This is a genomic window from Pseudoalteromonas sp. Isolate6 (genome assembly GCF_022398435.1).
Lineage (GTDB): Bacteria > Pseudomonadota > Gammaproteobacteria > Enterobacterales > Alteromonadaceae > Pseudoalteromonas > Pseudoalteromonas galatheae.
Map to the genome: position 1 here is coordinate 27,986 of NZ_JAKEVK010000006.1, position 20,415 is coordinate 48,400.

General features: G+C 42.7%; 18 protein-coding genes. 8 read left to right on the top strand and 10 right to left on the bottom strand.

Annotated features, from left to right (window positions below):
• The first annotated feature begins 20 nt into the window (after positions 1–20).
• Positions 21–2,666 carry a type I DNA topoisomerase gene (gene topA / locus L1D50_RS01640; protein WP_128726323.1) on the top strand — a complete coding sequence of 882 codons (2,646 nt, stop codon included), beginning with the start codon at positions 21–23 and terminating at the stop codon, positions 2,664–2,666.
• Between the two features lie 137 nt (positions 2,667–2,803).
• Here topA and L1D50_RS01645 read toward each other — a convergent pair whose 3' ends face one another.
• Positions 2,804–3,046 (bottom strand): hypothetical protein, encoded by a 243-nt coding sequence (locus tag L1D50_RS01645; protein WP_128726324.1) that lies wholly within the window; start codon positions 3,044–3,046, stop codon positions 2,804–2,806.
• Positions 3,047–3,219: 173 nt separating this feature from the next.
• Here L1D50_RS01645 and L1D50_RS01650 point away from each other — a divergent pair, with 173 nt between their 5' ends.
• On the top strand, positions 3,220–3,780 hold the full coding sequence (locus tag L1D50_RS01650) for a TIGR00645 family protein (RefSeq protein ID WP_010605024.1): 561 nt from the start codon (positions 3,220–3,222) through the stop codon (positions 3,778–3,780).
• Between the two features lie 126 nt (positions 3,781–3,906).
• Here L1D50_RS01650 and L1D50_RS01655 read toward each other — a convergent pair whose 3' ends face one another.
• The 3 genes from L1D50_RS01655 to L1D50_RS01665 are packed head-to-tail and all read right to left on the bottom strand — an operon-like array spanning position 3,907 to position 6,361.
• On the bottom strand, positions 3,907–5,160 hold the full coding sequence (locus tag L1D50_RS01655) for a hypothetical protein (protein WP_239965379.1): 1,254 nt from the start codon (positions 5,158–5,160) through the stop codon (positions 3,907–3,909).
• Positions 5,157–5,990 carry an ABC transporter ATP-binding protein gene (locus L1D50_RS01660; RefSeq protein ID WP_239965380.1) on the bottom strand — a complete coding sequence of 278 codons (834 nt, stop codon included), beginning with the start codon at positions 5,988–5,990 and terminating at the stop codon, positions 5,157–5,159. Before L1D50_RS01660 ends, L1D50_RS01655 begins: the two co-directional genes overlap by 4 nt.
• Positions 5,990–6,361 (bottom strand): GntR family transcriptional regulator, encoded by a 372-nt coding sequence (locus L1D50_RS01665; protein ID WP_128726327.1) that lies wholly within the window; start codon positions 6,359–6,361, stop codon positions 5,990–5,992. Before L1D50_RS01665 ends, L1D50_RS01660 begins: the two co-directional genes overlap by 1 nt.
• Positions 6,362–6,450: 89 nt before the next feature.
• Between L1D50_RS01665 and L1D50_RS01670 the strand changes: the two genes are divergently transcribed.
• The 6 genes from L1D50_RS01670 to L1D50_RS01695 all read left to right on the top strand — a co-directional run bounded on the left by L1D50_RS01670 (position 6,451) and on the right by L1D50_RS01695 (position 14,584).
• Entirely contained in the window at positions 6,451–7,935 is a 1,485-nt protein-coding gene (locus L1D50_RS01670; protein WP_138521533.1) for an alpha/beta fold hydrolase, read from the top strand.
• 3 nt (positions 7,936–7,938) lie between these two features.
• Complete coding sequence (locus L1D50_RS01675) at positions 7,939–8,673, top strand: ATP-binding cassette domain-containing protein (protein ID WP_128726329.1); 735 nt, start codon at positions 7,939–7,941, stop codon at positions 8,671–8,673.
• On the top strand, positions 8,670–9,806 hold the full coding sequence (locus tag L1D50_RS01680; protein ID WP_128726330.1) for an ABC transporter permease: 1,137 nt from the start codon (positions 8,670–8,672) through the stop codon (positions 9,804–9,806). The genes L1D50_RS01675 and L1D50_RS01680 overlap by 4 nt, the downstream gene beginning before the upstream one ends.
• A 163-nt stretch (positions 9,807–9,969) precedes the next feature.
• Positions 9,970–10,863 carry a tRNA 2-thiocytidine(32) synthetase TtcA gene (ttcA, locus tag L1D50_RS01685; RefSeq protein ID WP_239965387.1) on the top strand — a complete coding sequence of 298 codons (894 nt, stop codon included), beginning with the start codon at positions 9,970–9,972 and terminating at the stop codon, positions 10,861–10,863.
• A gap of 296 nt (positions 10,864–11,159) precedes the next feature.
• Positions 11,160–13,313 (top strand): TonB-dependent siderophore receptor, encoded by a 2,154-nt coding sequence (locus L1D50_RS01690; RefSeq protein WP_239965381.1) that lies wholly within the window; start codon positions 11,160–11,162, stop codon positions 13,311–13,313.
• A 74-nt stretch (positions 13,314–13,387) separates the two neighbouring features.
• Complete coding sequence (locus tag L1D50_RS01695) at positions 13,388–14,584, top strand: PepSY-associated TM helix domain-containing protein (RefSeq protein ID WP_128726332.1); 1,197 nt, start codon at positions 13,388–13,390, stop codon at positions 14,582–14,584.
• A 55-nt stretch (positions 14,585–14,639) separates the two neighbouring features.
• Here the strand turns inward: L1D50_RS01695 and uspE are convergent, their stop codons facing one another.
• From uspE to L1D50_RS01725, 6 genes are all read right to left on the bottom strand, one after another.
• Positions 14,640–15,563, bottom strand: coding sequence for a universal stress protein UspE (gene uspE, locus L1D50_RS01700; RefSeq protein WP_128726333.1), 924 nt, complete (start codon positions 15,561–15,563; stop codon positions 14,640–14,642).
• 118 nt (positions 15,564–15,681) lie between these two features.
• On the bottom strand, positions 15,682–16,416 hold the full coding sequence (locus tag L1D50_RS01705) for an FNR family transcription factor (protein ID WP_138521541.1): 735 nt from the start codon (positions 16,414–16,416) through the stop codon (positions 15,682–15,684).
• Positions 16,417–16,601: 185 nt separating this feature from the next.
• Positions 16,602–17,273: a sulfite exporter TauE/SafE family protein gene (locus tag L1D50_RS01710; protein ID WP_128726335.1), complete on the bottom strand. Its 672-nt coding sequence runs from the start codon at positions 17,271–17,273 to the stop codon at positions 16,602–16,604.
• Entirely contained in the window at positions 17,266–17,475 is a 210-nt protein-coding gene (gene ccoS, locus L1D50_RS01715) for a cbb3-type cytochrome oxidase assembly protein CcoS (RefSeq protein ID WP_128726336.1), read from the bottom strand. The genes L1D50_RS01710 and ccoS overlap by 8 nt, the downstream gene beginning before the upstream one ends.
• The gene (locus tag L1D50_RS01720; protein WP_239965382.1) at positions 17,472–19,847 is read right to left on the bottom strand and encodes a heavy metal translocating P-type ATPase; all 2,376 of its coding nucleotides are present in this window, start codon (positions 19,845–19,847) and stop codon (positions 17,472–17,474) included. The genes ccoS and L1D50_RS01720 overlap by 4 nt, the downstream gene beginning before the upstream one ends.
• Before the next feature lie 6 nt (positions 19,848–19,853).
• Positions 19,854–20,345 carry a FixH family protein gene (locus L1D50_RS01725; RefSeq protein WP_128726338.1) on the bottom strand — a complete coding sequence of 164 codons (492 nt, stop codon included), beginning with the start codon at positions 20,343–20,345 and terminating at the stop codon, positions 19,854–19,856.
• Positions 20,346–20,415: the final 70 nt, after the last annotated feature.

A 20,415-nucleotide genomic window follows, 5' to 3' on the forward strand; every position in this document is an offset into this window, starting at 1 on the left:
TCGGTCAAAAATAGGCAGCTATGGGCAAATCGCTAGTAATTGTAGAGTCTCCCGCGAAGGCAAAAACAATCAATAAATACCTCGGCAAGGATTACATTGTTAAATCCAGTGTTGGTCATGTTCGAGATCTTCCTACCTCAGGCGCAGGTAAAACGAAAGGTTTGGCAACTAAGTCGCCAGCTGAAGTGCGTAAAATGTCACCTGAAGAAAAAGCGCAATATAAAAAGCAAAAAGATTATGCAAATTTAGTTGCGAGGATGGGGATTGATCCTGAGAAGGGTTGGGAACCACATTACGAGATTTTGCCAGGTAAAGAAAAAGTAGTTCAAGAACTGCAAAAACTCGCTGAAGATGCTGACCATATCTATCTCGCAACCGATTTGGATAGAGAAGGGGAAGCCATTGCTTGGCACCTTGAGCAGATTATTGGTGGCGATGAGAGCAAATATAAGCGTGTGGTCTTTAACGAGATCACCAAAAATGCGATAACCCAAGCGTTTGAAACACCTGGCCATCTTAATACTGACATGGTGTACGCACAGCAGGCAAGACGATTCCTTGACCGTGTTGTTGGCTTTATGGTGTCCCCGTTGCTTTGGCAAAAAGTAGCAAGAGGGTTATCGGCAGGTCGCGTACAATCCGTTGCGGTGAGGTTGCTTGTTGAGCGAGAACGTGAGATCAAAGCATTTATTCCTGAAGAGTTTTGGGACATTCACGCTGATGTTAAAGCAACAAAAGATGACATTCGTCTAGCGGTTACTAAGTACAAAGGCGAAGCATTTAAGCCAGTAAATAAAGCACAGGCTGATACTGCCGTACAAGTGCTTGAAAGCAGTGCTTATGAAGTCGTTAAGGTCGAAGAAAAGCCAAGTAAGAGTAAGCCAAGTGCGCCATTTATTACCTCGACAATGCAGCAAGCGGCAAGTACTCGTTTAGGCTATGGCGTAAAGAAAACCATGATGTTAGCGCAGCGTCTATACGAAGCGGGTTACATCACCTATATGCGTACGGACTCGACGAATTTATCAAACGACGCGTTAGAAATGTGTCGTGGCTATATTGATAGTGAATTTGGTAGTAAGTATCTACCAGAAGCACCACTGCGTTATTCCGCAAAAGGCAACGCCCAAGAAGCGCACGAAGCAATTCGTCCTTCTGATGTTGCGATCTTATCAGGTCATTTAGAGGGCGTAGAGGCAGATGCTAAAAAGCTCTATGAGCTTATTTGGCGTCAGTTTGTGGCGTGTCAGATGACGCCGGCAGAATATGACCTTACAACACTGACTGTTGCAGCAGAAGATTACACGTTAAAAGCGAAAGGCCGCGTTCTACGCTTCGATGGTTGGACACGTGTACAACCAGCCGTTCGTAAAAAGAATGAAGAAGAGCAGGCGCTTCCAAGTGTTTCAGTTGGCGATAAGCTCGATCTTATCGCGCTTGATCCTAAACAACACTTTACTAAACCACCAGCACGTTTCAGTGAAGCAAGCTTAGTTAAGGAATTAGAAAAACGTGGTATTGGTCGCCCGTCTACCTATGCAGCAATTATTTCAACGATTCAGGATCGTGGTTATGTCAGAGTTGAAAACCGCCGTTTTTACGCTGAAAAAATGGGTGAAATTGTTACTGATAGACTCGTTGAGAATTTCAATGATTTAATGGACTTTGACTTTACTGCAAAAATGGAGGGCCGCCTTGATGATATCGCAGAAGGCGAGCGTTTATGGACGCAGGTACTTGATAAGTTTTACGCTGACTTTTCCAACCAGCTAGAAATTGCAGCTGGCGATGAAAGTGAAGGCGGTATGCGACAAAATGTGATGGTCGAAACAGACATAGATTGCCCCACATGTTCACGTAAGATGGGTATTCGTACTGCTTCTACTGGTGTATTCCTTGGCTGTACAGGCTATAACTTGCCGCCAAAAGAGCGTTGTACCACCACAATTAATTTAGTGTCAGGTGATGAGGCGGTTGCCGCAGATGCGGATGAAGAGGCGGAAGCTGAATCACTCCGCCATATGAAACGTTGTCCAATTTGTGAAACGGCAATGGACTCATACCTTATTGATGAAACGAAAAAGCTTCATGTATGCGGTAATAACCCCGCATGTAAGGGCTATGTCATTGAAACAGGTTCATTTAAAATAAAAGGCTACGATGGTCCACTGATTGAGTGTGACAAGTGTGGCTCGGATATGCAGCTTAAATCAGGCCGTTTTGGTAAGTATTTTGGTTGTACAAATGAAGACTGTAAAAATACACGTAAGTTATTGAAAAATGGTGAAGCTGCACCACCGAAAGAAGACCCAGTTCCGCTACCGGAACTTGAGTGCGAAAAATCTGACGCGCACTTCGTGCTTAGAGACGGTGCTTCAGGTATTTTTTTAGCGGCGCACACATTCCCGAAATCACGTGAGACAAGAGCTCCGAAAGTATCAGAGCTAAAACGCTTTAGAGATAGAATTTCGCCTAAATTCTATTATCTGGCTGATGCGCCTGAGCAAGACTCGGATGGAAATCCAGCGATTGTTCGTTACTCTAGAAAAACCAAGACACAATATGTGATGACAGAAGTGGATGGTAAAGCGACGGGTTGGAAAGCGACGTATAGCAATGGTAAATGGGTAGAAGAAGAGAAAACTACCAGGAAAAAGAAAGCGTAACGGCTAGCTAAATATCGATAAGTGTCTTTAGATGTATTGGATGTTTTGCCTAAAATGTTATTGAAAATAAAAGGCCGCTCAACGTGTTGAGCGGCCTTTTCATCATGAATACCATCACTTAATTAAGCGAACTGGTATTACTTAATGTCCACGTCTTTGACTTGTTGATAGCCAGTAGCTTCTAGCTCGTCGTTAACGCAATTCAAAACATATTTTTTCATCTCAGATGCTTGCACATCATCATCTTTTGCCCAATCAAGGCACATTTGAGTTAACTCTTGAACCAAATCTGCAGGCGCGACTGGTAACTCTTCATCGGCTTGTACTTGTACACAAGCAAAAAGAGATAGAGCGATTAATGATGAAACTAAGGTTTTCATTCGTGTTACCTGTTAGTTGAAAGAACAAGCATGTTTTAAAGCAAAATTTAAAATAAGGAAAACGAATTAATTTTCTCTTAAAGAGCAGAAAATTGATTCAAATTTACGTCAATAAATAGTGAGAAATGTAAGCGTTGATGCTACATTTATGGGTTCAATCAAACTTATTAAACATGGTGAAAATCAAAAACATGGAGCAAGAAACTAAGTCTGCGAATGAGCAATTTAATCGTTATGAATATCTACTAGAAAGAACCTTATTTAAAGGACGATGGCTGCTAGCGCCTTTTTTTGTTGGCCTACTACTCGCGATTGTGTTGCTATTACTTAAGTTTTTTAAACAGCTTTATGTGATGACCATCAGTGCGCTTACAGCGACAAATCAAGAGTTACTCATTGGCATCTTAACATTGGTTGATACGGCTTTACTGGCCGGGTTATTGATCATCATTATTTTTAGTGGCTACGAGAATTTTGTTTCTAAGCTTAATGTCGAACCACAAGAAGATAAACCGACTTGGATGGGGAAAGTTGGCTTCTCAGGGCTCAAAATTAAGCTGATCAGCGCCATAGTAGCGATATCTGCCGTAGAGCTGCTCAAGGTTTTTATCCATTCTCAAGATTTAACCAGTGAGCAGCTAGCTTGGAAAGTGGGCATACACATTACGTTCGTGATCTCTGGAGTGTTGTTTTCGGTCACCGACTTTATTAATAGTCGAACCCACTCCCATTAAATATAGCTGTTAGAAATGAGTGATAATCGACTTATGCTCACTATCACTCTGTTATTCTTAATAACGCTGTCTTTAGTTGTTTAAGCGCTTTTGCGCCACGTCTTTGCGATGCGAATTACACCTTTCTTAATCAAGCTTCTTATTACTGTAAAAAAGCAGTGACATGGCTATCACAACGTAACCTAATAATAGATATAGGGTGGTTGCTGATTGTTCGTGATTTAACAGGTAAGATTTAAATGCACTGTGTAAAATGACTACGAACATGCATGAAAGCGACAACGTAAGGGCGCTTTTAATTATACTCCCTAGCGCAATGCAAAGAACAAACCCGACTACAGAGCCCGTAAATATCACTAAGTAGAAAGCCACAGCCTCGAATGTGGAAAGGGCGCTACAAGCTAGTAATACTAGAAGTTGAAACAAGGATAGGCAAAAACCAAGTTTAACCGCAGAGATGTGGTAAGCCTGCTGTATCGTTTTAAGGCTTGAATAGATAGGGAGTAGGTATAGTTGATCCCATGTCATTTTAGTTTGTAGCTTGGACCAACTGACAAAAATAGCGAACATCAGAACAAGCATATCGGTAAAGCCAATAACAAAATCGAGTGTGACACCAAATAAGCCACTTGCCACAATGGCTAATAGCCCAGAGACAAGCAATATCTGACAGGTCTGTATCAACAGATTACCTGCGAAATAGCTCATTGGCATAAAAAACTGTCTAATCCCCCGAGTGAGGAAGTCTGGTACGAAGGTATTGCTCGGGAGCCACCCAGTTTGAATATTATTTAAGTAGGTTTGATATGCCAAATGATGCCATTGGCAGTGATGAGTCCGCCTCACTAACAGGTATGTTCCCATTAATATAAGGGGGACGGCAAGCAGTGCTAAAATTTGGGGGTTATTACCAAAAAACATAGCAAGCACGAGTGCGAGCATAAAAACGTAACTATTATGTTTGAAATACACGCTATTTCGAATACATAGTAAAAAGAAACTACCACCAAAACTCGTTGCAAACAGCATGGCATAAGCAACTTCTGACGCGGGGCGGTTGATAAGAGCAAGCGCATTGAGTAGGTAGCCAATGACTAGAATTATCGTACCTTGCAAGTATACGTGCTGTTTAATTGCAGGGAATAGTAAGGCGCTTTCCTGTGCTTGTAATTTCACTAACTGCCAACAAAAGGCCATCCATAAAGCACTGATCGAGAAAACCAAACTAAATGCTTGTATATTTTGATCTTCTATCAAGGTTAAAAAAGGTGAAGCGATAGACGCTAAGAACCCTGGAATGAAAAAATTTGCTGAGCCGCACTCTCGCAACCAAAATCCGGAAAACCCTGTCCACCAATTGCGCTGAGTTAATGTACTCATGCGTGTAGCTCCACAAAGAGCTGCTCAAGGTTGCTATGGCTTTGCTGTAAGTCCGCTGACCAGTTTGCACTGTCTTGAGCTTGATAAATGCTAAACCGTTCAGATTGGTGAAGTACGTTTCCGGATGGCAGTTTGCTTGTAAGGTGATGCGGAACAAGCCTAATTTGTTCCTTCAGTATATCTAATTCACCAGTAACCAAGACCTTTCCATTTTTAATAATAGCAATATGACTCGCGACGCGCTCAACGTCAGATGTAATATGCGAGGAGAAAAGTACACCAGAGCCGGACTCAAGCGCTAACTCGAATAAGTCCGACATAAACTCCCGGCGTGCAATGGGGTCGAGGCTTGACACTGGCTCGTCAAGGATCAGTAACTTAGGCCGATATGACATCGCCATTATCAGCGCTAAGCTTTGTTGTTGGCCAACTGAAAGGTTACTTACTAGCTTGTTTTCGTCTAACTCGAAGCGAGAAAACCATTCCTGCTCAAGCGTAATATCCCAATCTGGATAAAAGCTGCGATGCAGTGCGAGGGCGTCTTTGACTTTAAAGCCTTGATAGCCACAGGGCTGTTGTGGCACATAGCCAATTTGGCTCTTGCATGTAGGGCTCAGCTCTAGGTTGCTGCTGTTGAGGCAGCTAACCTCACCACTATTTTGTGCGATTAACCCAAGTGCAATCCGCAGAAGTGTCGTTTTACCGGCTCCGTTTCGTCCTAGTAAACCCATAACCATGCCCGGCTCAATAATAAGGTTTATGTCTTCTAGAACCGACTTGTCGGCAAATTTTTTATGGATTTTAGTGAATTGTAGTAGTGGGCTTGTCATTATTCTTGTCCCCAATTTTTATCAATCAATGATATTAATTCAGTCTTACTGATCCCAAGCTGTTTCGCATCACTAATTAAAATATCTAGGTTTTTATGGAGTAGATTATCGGTCTGTTGTGTAGTTTGCTGCGGTGCAACGCGTGTCGGCTGGCCGCGTCTTCGTTCAAGCCAACCTTGATCAACAAGTTGCCCGATAGCCCGGGAGACGGTCATCGGATTTACCGAGAAGTGCTCAGCTAGCTTTCTTACAGAAGGTAGCTCTTCTCCGGCTTGCGCTTTACCAGACACAATCAAACGCACTATCTGATCAAATAGCTGCTTATAAATTGGCTCTGCGCTGTTGGGGTTGACATGAATAAGATCTAGCATTACTCTAATTCTACTGTATTAATACAATAATACACTGATACACTCACTTAAAGTTAGCATACTGACCGTGAGTCAACAAGGAAATAACTATGAAAAAGCCATTTAAGTTTAAGAAAAGCTTAGTAAAGCTAGCGCTGCTTCCTCTCATTTTAGGAGCTGCATTGCCAGCACAAGCGGCTACATCAACTGCAGAATTATCCGCTTGTTATGCAAAAGGCCTCAGCGATAGAGCGCAATGCGGAAAAATCTCGCAACCATTAAGTGAAAGCAAAACGGAACAAAAAATTGATATTCATTTTATGGTTATTCCAGCAATCAAGCCGCTTTACCCACAAGAAGCGATTATTGCGTTTGCAGGGGGGCCTGGGCAGTCAGCCACCGAAATTGCAGCAAACTTTGAAAGAATTCTGAAATACGCGAGAGAAAATAGAGACATTATACTTGTTGATCAAAGAGGAACTGGAAAATCCAATCTTTTGCAATGCGATATGGATGATCTTGAGCAACAATTTGCGCTTAATGATACTTTGTTGGGTCTCGATTTTTACAAAGAAGATGCCCTTAAGTGTAAAGAAAAGCTAAACACAGATCTTTCCGATTATACGACGGTTGCAGCAGCAAAAGACTTTGATGCGGTACGAGACGCGCTTGGCTATAGCAAATTACACTTATATGGTGGCTCATATGGAACACGCATCGCACTTGAGTATATGAGACAGTTCCCCGATAGTGTTGCATCGGCCGTGTTAGATGGTCTTGCACCCAATAACCAAAGTTTAATGGCGATTGGCGGCGCGATAGAAGACTCATTGAACGCTCTCTTTGCACAATGTGAAGCCGATAAAAAGTGTGCAAATAGTTATCCGAATCTAAAGCAGCAATGGCAGAGCTTGCTTAATCAAGTAGAGCAAACGCCAATAGAGGCGTCTGTACTTCACCCAAGAACCAGCAAACCGCTTGCGATGACGATGACTAAAATGAAGTTATATAGTGCGATTAGGATGGCGCTTTACTCTCATTCCTTCCGTGCATTGGTGCCGCTTGCTATTAGTGAAGCGGCTAAAGGTAACCTGGCTCCACTCGTCGGCATGATGGCACCAAGTGAGGACGGTCTTGGATTGGCTATGGGGATGCATCAGGCGATTGTATGTGGGGAAGATTGGCCACGATTAACGGCTGCGGACAAAGCCAAATATAGTGAAAACTATATGGGTAAGATGATGATCACAGGACTGGATGCGACGTGCCCAATTTGGAATGTGAGTCCGGTGCCAAGTAGTTACTATGAACCCGTTGCGTCCGATATTCCAACCTTACTGCTTTCTGGCGGGTTAGATCCAGCAACGCCTGCTAAGTGGGCAGAAGTTGCGATGGAAAAATTAAGCAATGCTACGCACTTAGTTGCGCCAACGGCTACGCATATTGTCGCAGGGCAAAGCTGTGCTAATAAACTCATTGCTAAGTTTTACGATGAAAAAACAGTGGGAGACTTTGATACTAACTGTCTTGAAGAAGACACACGCAAACAATTCTTTATGAACATAAACGGCCCAGCAACCGCTGATAAGGAGTAACTCATGATCCAAGTAGATAACTTATATAAAAAGATTGGTGAAGTGAACGCGCTAGACGGGCTATCATTTACCGCTCGTGATGGTCAAATTACGGGACTATTGGGACCAAATGGAGCAGGTAAAACAACTTGTTTACGGACCGTATTTGGTCTGCTCCAAGCTGATCAAGGTATTGCGTCTATCGATAGTATTGATGTTGCTAAAGAGCCAACCAGAGCAAAACAACAATTAGGATTGTTCCCAGACCCGTGTGGACTCTACGAGCGCATGACACCGCGTGAATATACCCAGTTTTATGCTGAACTAAGTGGCATGGACGCAAAATCGGCCGCTGCCGCGACGCAAGAAGTGTTAGAGAAGCTACAAATGTTGGATATCGCGGACAGACGCTGTAAAGGCTTTTCACAAGGTCAAAGAATGAAAACGGCGTTGGCGCAGGCAATCGTGCATAAACCAACAAACATTGTACTTGATGAGCCAACACGCGGTTTAGATGTAATGAGTACGAGAGTATTACGAGATTTGTTGTTGATGCTTAAGGCGCAAGGTCACTGTGTCTTATTTTCTAGCCATGTGATGCAAGAAGTTGCAGCACTTTGTGATCATGTGGTGGTCATGGCGAAAGGCAAAGTCGTCGCGGAAGGTTCTCCAGAGGCCCTATGTGAACAAACAGGTAAAGCGTCGCTTGAGGAAGCTTTCATTACCCTGATAGGTACAGATGAAGGAATTGCAGCATGATGAAATTAATCTCAGTTTTATTTAAAAAAGAAGTGTTAGACGCAAGCCGTGACAAACGTTCGGTGATGGCTGGCCTCTACTATTGCATCGGTGCACCTATTCTAATGTGTGTATTATTTACCGTCATGTTTAAGCAAATGGCTTCGCCTGATGCACTCAAAATCACCATTAATAACGCAGAGAATGCGCCTAACTTAGTACAATTTTTAGCGAGTAAAGAAATTGAACATGGTGAAGGCGAAGAGGTTAAAGCCATTACCTTGGAGATCAGCGAAGATTACCAAGAGAATATGACGCAAGGTAAGAGCGCGACGGTATTTATCATCGCTGATAAATCTGAGCAAAAGTTACGTTCATCAATTAACCGACTTGAGCGTAACCTCATGTTATACAACAGTGAAGTTGCTTCATTGCGGTTAGTCGCGCGTGGTATCGATCCGACAATTGCCCGTGCGATTGATGTCCAAACTCATGACCAAGCGACACCAACTTCTAAAGGGGGCTTCGTATTAGGTATCGCAACATTATCTATTATTATTTCACTATTTTATGCGGCGATGGGTATGGCAATTGACAGTAGTGCAGGGGAGCGAGAGCGCAACTCTTTACAGCTTTTACTTAGCCACCCGATCAGTACCATGCATATTGTGTTAGCTAAAGTGGGGGCAATCGCAGGTTTCTCTATTATTGCCCTAGTGTTAACCACCATAATATCTAAGTTTGCATATAATATGGTGCCTTGGGAGGTGATGGGCTTTACGGTGGTCATAGGTCCTAAATTTATTATTTCAGCAATTATAATTGGCCTGCCTATTGCGTTAATGTCTGCCAGTTTATTGATATTTATCTCTTTCTTAGCTAAATCATTTAAAGAAGCGCAATCTTATGTGGCGATGGCGTTGTTCATTCCGGTAATGATGAGCATGGCTACGACCTATGATATTGCTACCGACATTATGCAATGGATGCCGATCGCAGCGCAGCAAAACGCCATGATTGAAATCATTAAAGGCAATGCAATACCAGTACCGCAACTATTATTGTCGAGCGCGGTCACGCTGGGGCTGTTTGCAATTTTCACTTACCTGAGCAGTCGCATGCTAAAAAGTGAAAAAGTGGTATTCGGCCTCTAATTTATTAGCTCCCAACAATGGCGCTCAGGACGGCGCCATTTTTGTATTTTACCTCATCTCAATTTCACGTATAATCGGCGCCCCATAATTGATGTAGTAATGTACTAGCGCGATAACGCCCACAGTACACAGTTGAGTAAGTATGAATACGGCACCTAACACCATGACAGAGCAAGATAATCGCAAAGAAGTTTTAGAGTTTAATAAGCTGCAAAAGCGTCTGCGCCGTAATGTCGGCAACGCCATCAAAGATTATAATATGATCGAAGAAGGCGATGTGGTGATGGCTTGTATCAGCGGTGGTAAGGATTCATTCGCCATGCTAGATATTTTACTTAGCCTAAAAAAGGTGGCACCAATTCACTTTGATGTGGTAGCGGTTAATCTGGATCAAAAGCAGCCGGGGTTTCCTGAGCATATCTTACCAGAGTACTTCGAAACGTTAGACATTCCTTATTACATCATTGATAAAGATACCTACTCAGTCGTAAAAGAAAAAGTACCAGAGGGTAAAACGACTTGTGGCCTTTGTTCACGCTTGCGTCGTGGTACTTTGTACTCATTTGCGGAAAAGATTGGCGCAACTAAAATCGCACTGGGTCATCATTTAGACGATATTGTTGAAACGCTGTTTTTAAACATGTTCTACGGCGCAAGAATGAAAGCGATGCCGCCAAAGCTACGCTCTGATGACGGTCGTAATGTGGTGATCCGCCCGCTCACTTATGCGCGTGAAAAAGATCTTATTCAATATGCTGAACATAAGGATTTTCCTATTATTCCGTGCAACTTATGTGGTTCACAAGAAAACCTGCAACGTCAAAACATTAAATCTATGTTGGTGGAGTGGGATAAGAAAACACCGGGTCGAGTAGAGAATATTTTCAAATCAATTCAGAATGTTAGCCCAAGCCAACTGGCTGACACGGAACTCTTTGACTTCGAAAGTTTGCCTCTAGATAGAGACGGTGAGCGTGAGGCCTATGACTTTAATGAAGCAGTGGTTTCCTCGACAAACATTGACGAATCATTGTTTATTGATGTAACCAATATTTAATTTTCAACAATGATTTCCCAGACTAGGTCTGATAGGCCTAGTCTAAAAGTCAATAATTGGTACTCTACAACTTAACTACTTTTGTTCTCCAACAGATTAAAAACTTTTCACTTTAAATTACCTGTTAACTCTACGCACCTAATTTATAGATACGGCCGGAGAAATGATCTCAGTATGAGATATTTCGCTCTCAATTTTGCAAAAAACGCAATTAAATGCGTCTTGGTTATTTTAAGTGTAATTAATAATTGTTATCATTTGCTTGCGCTTTAATAATAACCAAGTTGTGACTCTAAATGAAAACAATATCAAAACTATCCCTTATCGCTTTGGCGATTATGTATCCGTCTTTGCATGCGTCAGCTCAGCAGCTAGTGTCAGAAGATAAGCTTAAAGACCAAGATATCGAAAAAATAACCGTCGTTAGCCGTACATTAAATTTATATCGTAATGGTGAATCTTCAACAGGAAAGCTTGCGGTTGACCCACTTAACTCGACCCAAATGGTGACCTCTCTCAATGCAAATCTGATCCGTGACCTAGCAGCAAGAGATGCCAAAGATCTCTATCGTAATATCGCGGGGGTAAGCCAATTTAGTTACGCAGGGGTAACTGCACGCGGCTTTCGTCAAGAAGAAATCTATTTTGATGGTCTAAGAGGCGACCCATATGTGGGGTTTAATGTCCCGCAGTTATTTAATGTCGAGCGTGTCGACTTTTTAAAAGGTCCCGCCGGTATGCTTTATGGACCCGGGGCACCTGGTGGATTATTCAACTATATAACTAAAAAGCCGCAATCTGAGTTTAGTGCAAACACCCGTATCATTGTGGGCACAGATAGCCGCTATGGTGCTTCTGGTGAAGTGACAGGTGAAGTAGCACAAGCGCAAAGCATTCGTCTTGGAGCCTTTTACGAGCAACAAGATACCTACCGTGATAATAGTGCCAGCGAAGTGGCAATTGTAGACGCAGGTTACGCTTATGATTTTGATGATGCTCGTTTGATTTTGCAATACACGCATTACAAGCAGGACTTGGACGCGAATCGCTTACGCGGTGTCCCCGCTGGCGATGACGGTGAGTTTTTAACTACACCATCGTGGAACCATAATGAGCCTACAGACTTTTTAAATCTAACTTCAGATGTATTGCAAGCGAGTGTTGTTGGGGATTTAAGTCCATCACTAAGCTACAACGTTGCGCTCCGCTATATAGATAATGAACAAGAACAAAATTATCATGAACCAAGAGCACTCATCGATAGCAATAAAGATGGTCAAATCGATTTGGTCGCACGTGAGTTCCGAGATCAACTAAGAGCCCAGTCTCAGCTATCTTTTGCTGCTAACTTTGTTTATGAAACACAGATGTTTGGTGCTGAGCAGCGTACCGCATTTGGACTAGATATATATTCAGGGCAAGAAGATGCGTTGTTGGGTCGAGCGTCAGCCTCTAATGACTTTGTCACACGTTACCTAAATGGTACCTCGTTAGACTCGGATATTTTGCCTTTGTCTCTCTACAATCCTAATTATGGAGAAACGCAGGCAAATCAATACAATGTGAAGTTTGCGCCAGAAAGTACAACAAAACAAAAGCGTAATGGCACGTATGTACTCAACGAGCTCGCCTGGGAGAAAGTAACGTTTGTAGCAGGCGTTCGTTATGACCAGTTTGAAGACGATGCCAATGGCAGTAAGTTTGATGATACCAATGTCAGCTTCAGAATTGGTGGTATCTACAAGCTATCTTATGATATCTCGTTGTATTCACAGTGGGCTGATTCTTACGAACCTCAAGGCGTGTCCAGCCAGGATGAAAAAGCGGGTGGTCCATTTGAGCCAACGACAGGTGATATCATTGAAGTTGGGCTTAACGCAGAGTTATTTAACGGAAGTACATTGCTAAAAGTGGCTGGTTATCAGATAACAAGGCAAAACTTGCTACAGAATACAGGTACAGATCCTGAGCAAGATGGGGTTGATAATTTAGCGCCAATTGGGGAAATCACGAGTAAAGGTCTAGAAATCGAGTTGATCACCGACGTGACTCCTGACTGGGTAGTAAGCCTAGCCTATGCCTATAATGATGCGACTATCACCGCTGACAATGGCGCTGGTGGGATCCGCAATAGTGTTGGTGATAAATTCGCCAACGCTCCTGAAAATCAGTTCGGGGTGTGGACTCGATATCAGATCCCTGAGTGGAATTTGGCTTTCGCTGTTGGCGGTAACTACGTGGATGAGCAACTTAGTTTATCTGGTCAAACTCTAAATTCCTATTTCGTCGCTGACACCTCCATTATTTGGGAACTAGATAACTACAGTGTGCTATTCAGAGTTGAAAACGTATTCGATAAAGAATATGCAGAGTCGGGCTTTTTAGAGCGCACAGGACACTTTCCTGGTGAGCCACGAAATGCTTTCTTGGAGTTTACCTACAACTGGTAATGCTTAAGTTGACCTGAGGCTCGGTAAGTTATCCGAGCTTATGGGAATGAAAGTCGACCTTTAAGAGGATCAAGATGGCAGACAAAGCTAGACAAAGAAAGCGGCTACGCAAGCTATATGATTTACATGCCTGGGTAGGCTTTCAATTAGCGGCGGTCATGTTTGTGATCCTCGCAACGGGCACAATTGCAACCATTTCAAATGAATTAGATTGGCTTATTTTTGACGAAATGCGTGCGAGTCAAAAGCCCGAAGAGATAAAAGAGCAAACGGCGGCATCGTGGAGAAACATGTATGCGTCGATAGCTGAGCGCTATCCTGAAGGCCGAATTATTACATTGGGCACAATGGGAAGTGACTACTTTACCTATCGTGCAAGGGTAACTTTCGAGGCTAAAAGTGATAGGTATGTTCACGTCGACCAATGGACCCATGAAGTAACAGGTGATATTCCATTACTCACAATACAGCGCTTTTTTAGAGACTTGCATCGCTACCTATTTATGCCGGCAATGCCCGGACTACCAATTGTTACCGCTTTTGCATTCATTTTACTGATCTCTGTCTACACTGGACTGAAAACCACACGAAATTGGAAAGTTGCGCTTTGGCGTTTGAGAGTGGTACAAGGTACAAGAGTATTTTTGAGTGACCTGCATAAGGTTTTTGGCTTATGGGGATTGTGGTTTACTGCGCTTATAATAATCACGGGTATTTGGTATCTATATGAGTTTTCTGCACGGGTAGCGGGTGCGAGTTTGGAGCCTCCGGCTCCAAAAGTTGAGCATATTACAGCGCTAGAAAACATTAACATGCTCTCTGCAAAGAGATTTGAAAGCGCTTTTGAGAAGGCGGAGCATGCCATTCCTAATTGGACGATAACAACGATACAATTGCCAAGAGCAGATAATGTGGTACTGCGTTTTCAAGGAATGAGTACAAACCCTTTACTTCGAGATAGAGCGCACAAGGTTTATATAAACGCAACAACGTTAGAGGTTTTAGCAATACAGCAACCTAAAAATATGGCGTGGGGAAACTATCTTAACGAGTATGCAGATCCATTACACTTTGGTTATTTTGCGGGGATCACTTCTAAGCTTATATGGTTTGTGTTTGGCTTCGCATTAACCGGACTGTCGTTTACCGGTGTGATGATGACATACAAGCGCACTAAGTCTAAAAGTATAACGAGTGCACAGCTGGCGACATTGCCGATATTTTGCTTATCAGCATTTTACTTTTATTTCTGGCTTGCCAGGTATACATAAAGTGAATGTGCGACTATGTATTATAGCCGCACATTCAATTAACTTGCGCGCTGGCTCAGTCTTCTAATGGGGATTTATAGCCGTCTGGCTTTAGTGCTAAGACATCACAGTCTAAGCTATCAATAACATGCTCAGCAGTATTGCCAACAAGCGCTGCACTCAGCCCAGTGCGACCGACAGTGCCAATGACAACCAGCTCAGCATCTTTATCTTTGGCAACGTAGGGAATAACGTCCTCTGGTAGACCTTCTTTGATGATACAGTCGCTTCTATCTATTGAATAAGTTTCTGCGAGTGCAAACGTTTCGTCTTCATGGTGCTTTTTAACAGCTTCATTGTATTGCGATGGGTTAAACTCGGGGATTTCAATCGCTATATTGACTGGTGTTGCCGGGTAGGTATTTACAAGGCTCAATTTGGCGTTGGCCAACTCACACAAAAACTGAGCGTCTGTAATGATACGTTTATTGAGTTGTTGATGTTGCTCGTTATCGCTGACAGAGTTTACAGCTGCAATAATATTTCCTTGATCTGGCCAAGCATGATCCTTAACCAGCAATAGTGGTGCAGGGCATTTACGAATTAAATGCCAGTCGGTCGGGGTGAAGATAACTGACTTTAGCGTATCGTGTTGATGCGTCGATTTAATGACCAAATCATAATCATGCGTGAGCACGGTTTTGATAATTGCTTCGTAGGGGCGGTTATGCCACAGTACCTTAGTTTGGATACTCACATCGGAAAATCCCTTAATCATGTCGGCGAGCCATGCTTCTCTGTCTTTAATTACCGCTTCACGCATTGCTTCACGCTCGTCTTTAGACAACATTGTGGTCATTTCATAGGAGAAGTCATAAATAGACATGAATGCAGTGATGGTTGCGCCGGTACGTTTGGCAAGATTGATAGCGCGTTCTAAGCTATTTTGGCGCTCTTTGGTTGGATCTATTACTGTGAGTATACTTTTGATTTTATCCACGACTATCTCCTTAAAACGGTATACAAATAAGATCAGAAGCTTTTTCACCTCTGACCTTATTGAGTGTAACCGATCCTATCTAAGGATAAAGTCTTAACGGTAAATAGTTTGTTCTAAATCAAGATGTAATCGCGGCTGTTTCAGCTAGGGCTGCAGCATCAATAATGGTAATAAACTTGCCTTCTACCTTTATTGTTCCTGCTTTTTGGAAGCGGCTGAGTAAACGACTAATCGTTTCTACTGTAAGACCCAAGTAGTTACCAATTTCACCGCGCGTCATCGTAAAGCGGAACTCTTTACGGGAAAAACCACGTTCGCCAAAGCGATTGGAAAGGTTATAGATAAAAGTTGCTAAGCGCTCTTCAGCAGTTTTTTTATTCAATAATAATAACATCTCTTGGTCGTAATTGATTTCACTACTCATTAACCGCATGATCTGTTGACGTAACTTAGGCAGCTTACCCGCTAATTCATCAAGGGTGTCAAAAGGGATTTCGCATACCATGGAAGTTTCTAAAGCTTGCGCAAAGCTCTGATGCTGCATTTTATTGATGGCGTCAAAGCCTACGAGATCGCCTGCAAGGTGAAATCCTGTGATTTGCTCATCACCTTGTTCGGACAATGTGTAGCTTTTAAATGAACCAGAACGAACAGCAAAGATGGCATTTAATGGCGTGCCTGACTCAAAAAGGAAATCCCCTTTATGCAGTGGTTTCTTACGTTCAATGATTTCATCTAATTTGTCCATTTCGCTGCCATTAAGCGAAAACGGGAGACAAAGTTGACTGATACTGCAATTATTGCAGCTGATTGTGCATTGGCTCTTTGAGCGGTTTTGATTACTTAAGTCCATAAAATTTCCATAAGTCTATGACGCACGTTAAGGCACCTGAACATCAAAGCATACTGACTTTGGTGTTCCAGAGCGCTACAAACTCATATGACACGCGAAAGAAAATGTGATTATCAATTGGAGCTCCTAATCTCAAAATGTTAACCAATAATCTTAAATGATGAGTTTGCTCAGATAGGGATAGGTTAATGTACTAACTTATCAGTTGCAATGATAATTAGGTAAACACCATACCAAATCAATAAATTACCCATAATGATACGAGTAGCTACATGATTTATAAAATTTTGTAGCAGTTGAGCTGATTGTCCAATTGCGATAAGCGCAGGCATTGTACCCGCTCCAAAAGCGAGCATAATAAGTGCTCCTTCGAAAGGTGATTGGGCTTGTAATGTCCATGTTAAAGCTGAATATACTAGACCGCAAGGTAGCCACCCCCATAAGGCTCCGTAGCAAAACGCTTTAGTTTTTGTATTGACAGGAACTAAGTAGCGATTGAGCTTAACAATATGGCGCCAAATTAAGCTTTTAGCAAACGACTCTAGCCATTTCAAGGTGCTGGCTAAGCGCATTACATAGATAGCGACAAGCACCATAAAAATACCACTCATCAATTGTAATATAATGGCGAGTGATGTGTTTTGCTTGGCGAGACTTGCCCCGAGTAGGGCGACAAGGCTGCCTGCAAGTGCATAGCTTGAGACGCGTCCGATATTGTAAAACAGAGTAACAACAACCGCAGAAAGCTGCTTGCTCGCCAGTTGTAGCGAGCTGGCAATACCGCCACACATCACCAAGCAGTGGCCACTTCCTGCAAGTCCCATTATAAATGCGCTTAGCAAGCTTATTTCATTCATGGTAGTTGTCGTTGTTGCTCTTGTCTGCTGATGGTTTTGACGGTTGATCACTTGTTTGTGTTTTATCGTCATCGAATAAGATACTGTGGCCCTGTTTATTCAAATCTGAAAATTGTTCACTTTTTACTGCCCAAAAGAAAATACCAATAGCAATAATGACGAATAAAATGGCGATAGGTATTAATACGTAGATGATACTCATAGCTTTAATAACCTTAATGAATTACCGATCACGATGATCGAGCTGGCTGACATACCTATGACTGCAATCCAAGGTGGAATGAGGCCGAGTGCAGCGAGAGGCAAAATTGAGCCGTTATATAAAAGTGATATAGTGAGGTTTTGCTTTACTATTCTGCGCGTTTGTTTAGCAACCTGTTGGAGGGCCAAAATGGCATTTAAATCGCTATTTAACAGCACCACATCTGCGGTATTTTTTGAGATATCAGCACCGGTATCCATCGCAACTGACAAGTGAGCGCTATTGAATACTGGGCTGTCGTTAATACCATCACCAACCATAGCGACAATCTCGCCTTGTTTGGACCAAGCTTCGACTGCTTGTTGCTTAATCTCTGGTGTGCAAGCACTTTGGTAGCTATTTAAGGCTAACTGCTGCGATAACTCTTTGCCCGCATTAGAGCTATCCCCAGTTAGCATGTGGCATGTAAGACCCGCTTGTTGTAACTGTTCAACCACTGTTTCTGCATTGTTTTTTACTTTGTCATTGAAGTAAAAATCTGCAACTGCGTTGTTGTTAATGAACAAGGTAGCTTGAGCAAATGACGCGTGGTTATCAAACCAATGGCTCTTCCCAAGGGCAATATTGACACCTTGCCAGTGACCACGAATACCTGAGCCTGCCACGACTTCGACGTCTTGAACTAGATTTTCGGTTGGGGTGATATGCGCAAATGCACGAGCGATTGGGTGTTCAGAAAAGCGCTCTAACGCTGCTGCGAAATCTAAGACTTGTTGCTCGTTATATTCCGTTTGCAGTAACTCAATGTGTTTAATTGAGAAACGCCCTTCGGTAAGGGTACCTGTTTTGTCAAAAGCAACACGAGTCAGTTTGGTGGCCGTTTCTAAGACATGAGCCTCTTTAATCAAAATTCCTTTTTTCGTAAGTGATGCAACGGCGCAGGTAAGTGCGGTTGGTATAGCTAGGCTCAATGCGCAAGGGCAAGTTGCCACTAACACCGAAATCGTGACCCAAAACGCCTTATCTGGTGAAATAGGGTACCAGCCGATGGCGGTAATTGAGGCAAAAACTAATAGACAGGCAACAAACCATTGCGCAACTTTATCGGTGATTTCCACCAACTTAGGGCGTTTGGTGAGTGCATTGTGCTGTAGTCGAATAATTTGGTTGAGCAGGGTATTTTGCCCAATTTTATTGATCTCTAACGTAATTACACCGTCATGATTCACGGTTCCTGCATACACTTGATGGCCTTGATATTTTTTAACTGGCAAATGTTCGCCTGTCATCATCGACTCATCAACGGTGGTATGGCCTTTAATCACTAAGCCATCCGCAGGAATAGTTTCTCCAGCCTTAACTAATATCAGCTCGTTCAGTTTTAGCTTCTTGGCGGCAATATGTTGTTCGTTGTTATTCTCATCAACCTTTCTGGCGGTTAATGGCAGCAGCTTTTGTAGATTCGCTGTAAACTCACTGGCTTTGAGTCTGGCTCTGAACTCAAGATATTTACCTAACAACAGCAAGAAGGTAAACATACAGATGGATTCAAAATAGACTTCGCCGACTTCCATAAAAGTAGCGTAAGTGCTGGCGCCGTAGGCCCCGAATATAGCAAGTGAAACAGGAAGATCCATATTCAGTTGTTTAGCTTTCAGACCTTTAACTGCATTGGTTAAAAATGGCATTGCTGAATATAGAATAACAGGGGAGGCAAGCACGAGGCTTATCCAACGAAAGTACTGTTCAAAGTCCTCTTCCATACCTGAAAACATGCCAAAGTACATGGCAAATGCAAACATCATCACTTGCATAGTCATAAGGCCAGCAACACCTAAACGACGAATATATGCTTTTGCTACGGCTTGTTTCTGTGCGGCTTCTTCATCGGCTTGAAACGGGTATGCCTTATAGCCTATTTCCATTAAGGATTTGATGATATCGCTTAGCTTAACGTGCTTATCTTGCCATACAATCATGGCGCGATGGGTAGAAGTATTAACATCAACACGGATGATACCGCCAAGCGCTAGCAGTTGCTTTTCGATAAGCCAAGCACAAGCGGCGCAGCTTATCCCTTCAACACTGAGAAGTACTTCTTTATGCTCACCGCTAATTTCGACGAAGTCCTCTTGGATCTCTTCATTATCATAGCTGAGTAGCATTTTTAGTTGCTCAGGTACGAGCTCTTCAACTTTACCTGCACTTTCTGTGCGGTAAGTGTAGTAGTCACTCATACCTTGAGAAATTATGGTTTCAGCAACGGCCTGGCAGCCAATACAGCAAACCGGTTGTGCGTTACCCTCAAAGGTAACCGAGCCTACAAACCCCTTAGGAATAGGCTCCAAACAATGAAAACACGAATTTGCCATGGCAGCTTACTTATACTGTGGAGTGACCGCGATAATACCATCATGTGGCAGTTGAATTTTCTCTTTCATTTTCCAACTACTATCCATAGGTTCAATAAATACGGTAAATGCCCCGCTATGTGGCTCATCAAATAAACCCGTAAATTCGCCACTGGCGTTTTTGGTTAGAGTGACAGAAAAGTCGTATTTCTCTATGGTGCGGTGGTAAAAGGAGAGTTTTAAAGCATGTACTTTAGAAGCATCACCTTTTGTAAATTTAAAGGTGACTTTCTGCTCAGCTACTTTCAGATCACCATGTAAATAGAGTGCCTTTGCTTTATCAAATTTACTCAGCTCGAGATTGATTGCTTTACCTTTTTTGTAGTAGTCATCAACGACCATATCAGGACCATTACCGACTGCAAATGTGATGAGGAAAATACAGGCAACAACAGTAACGAGTGGGAAGAAAATTAAAAACCAAGGCCAAAAATTCTTATACCAAGGGGTAGGGTTCATAGTTGCTCACATGGCTATAAAACTTGCCCATATTCTACCGTAAGTTACAGTAAATACCTAAAAAAAAGCC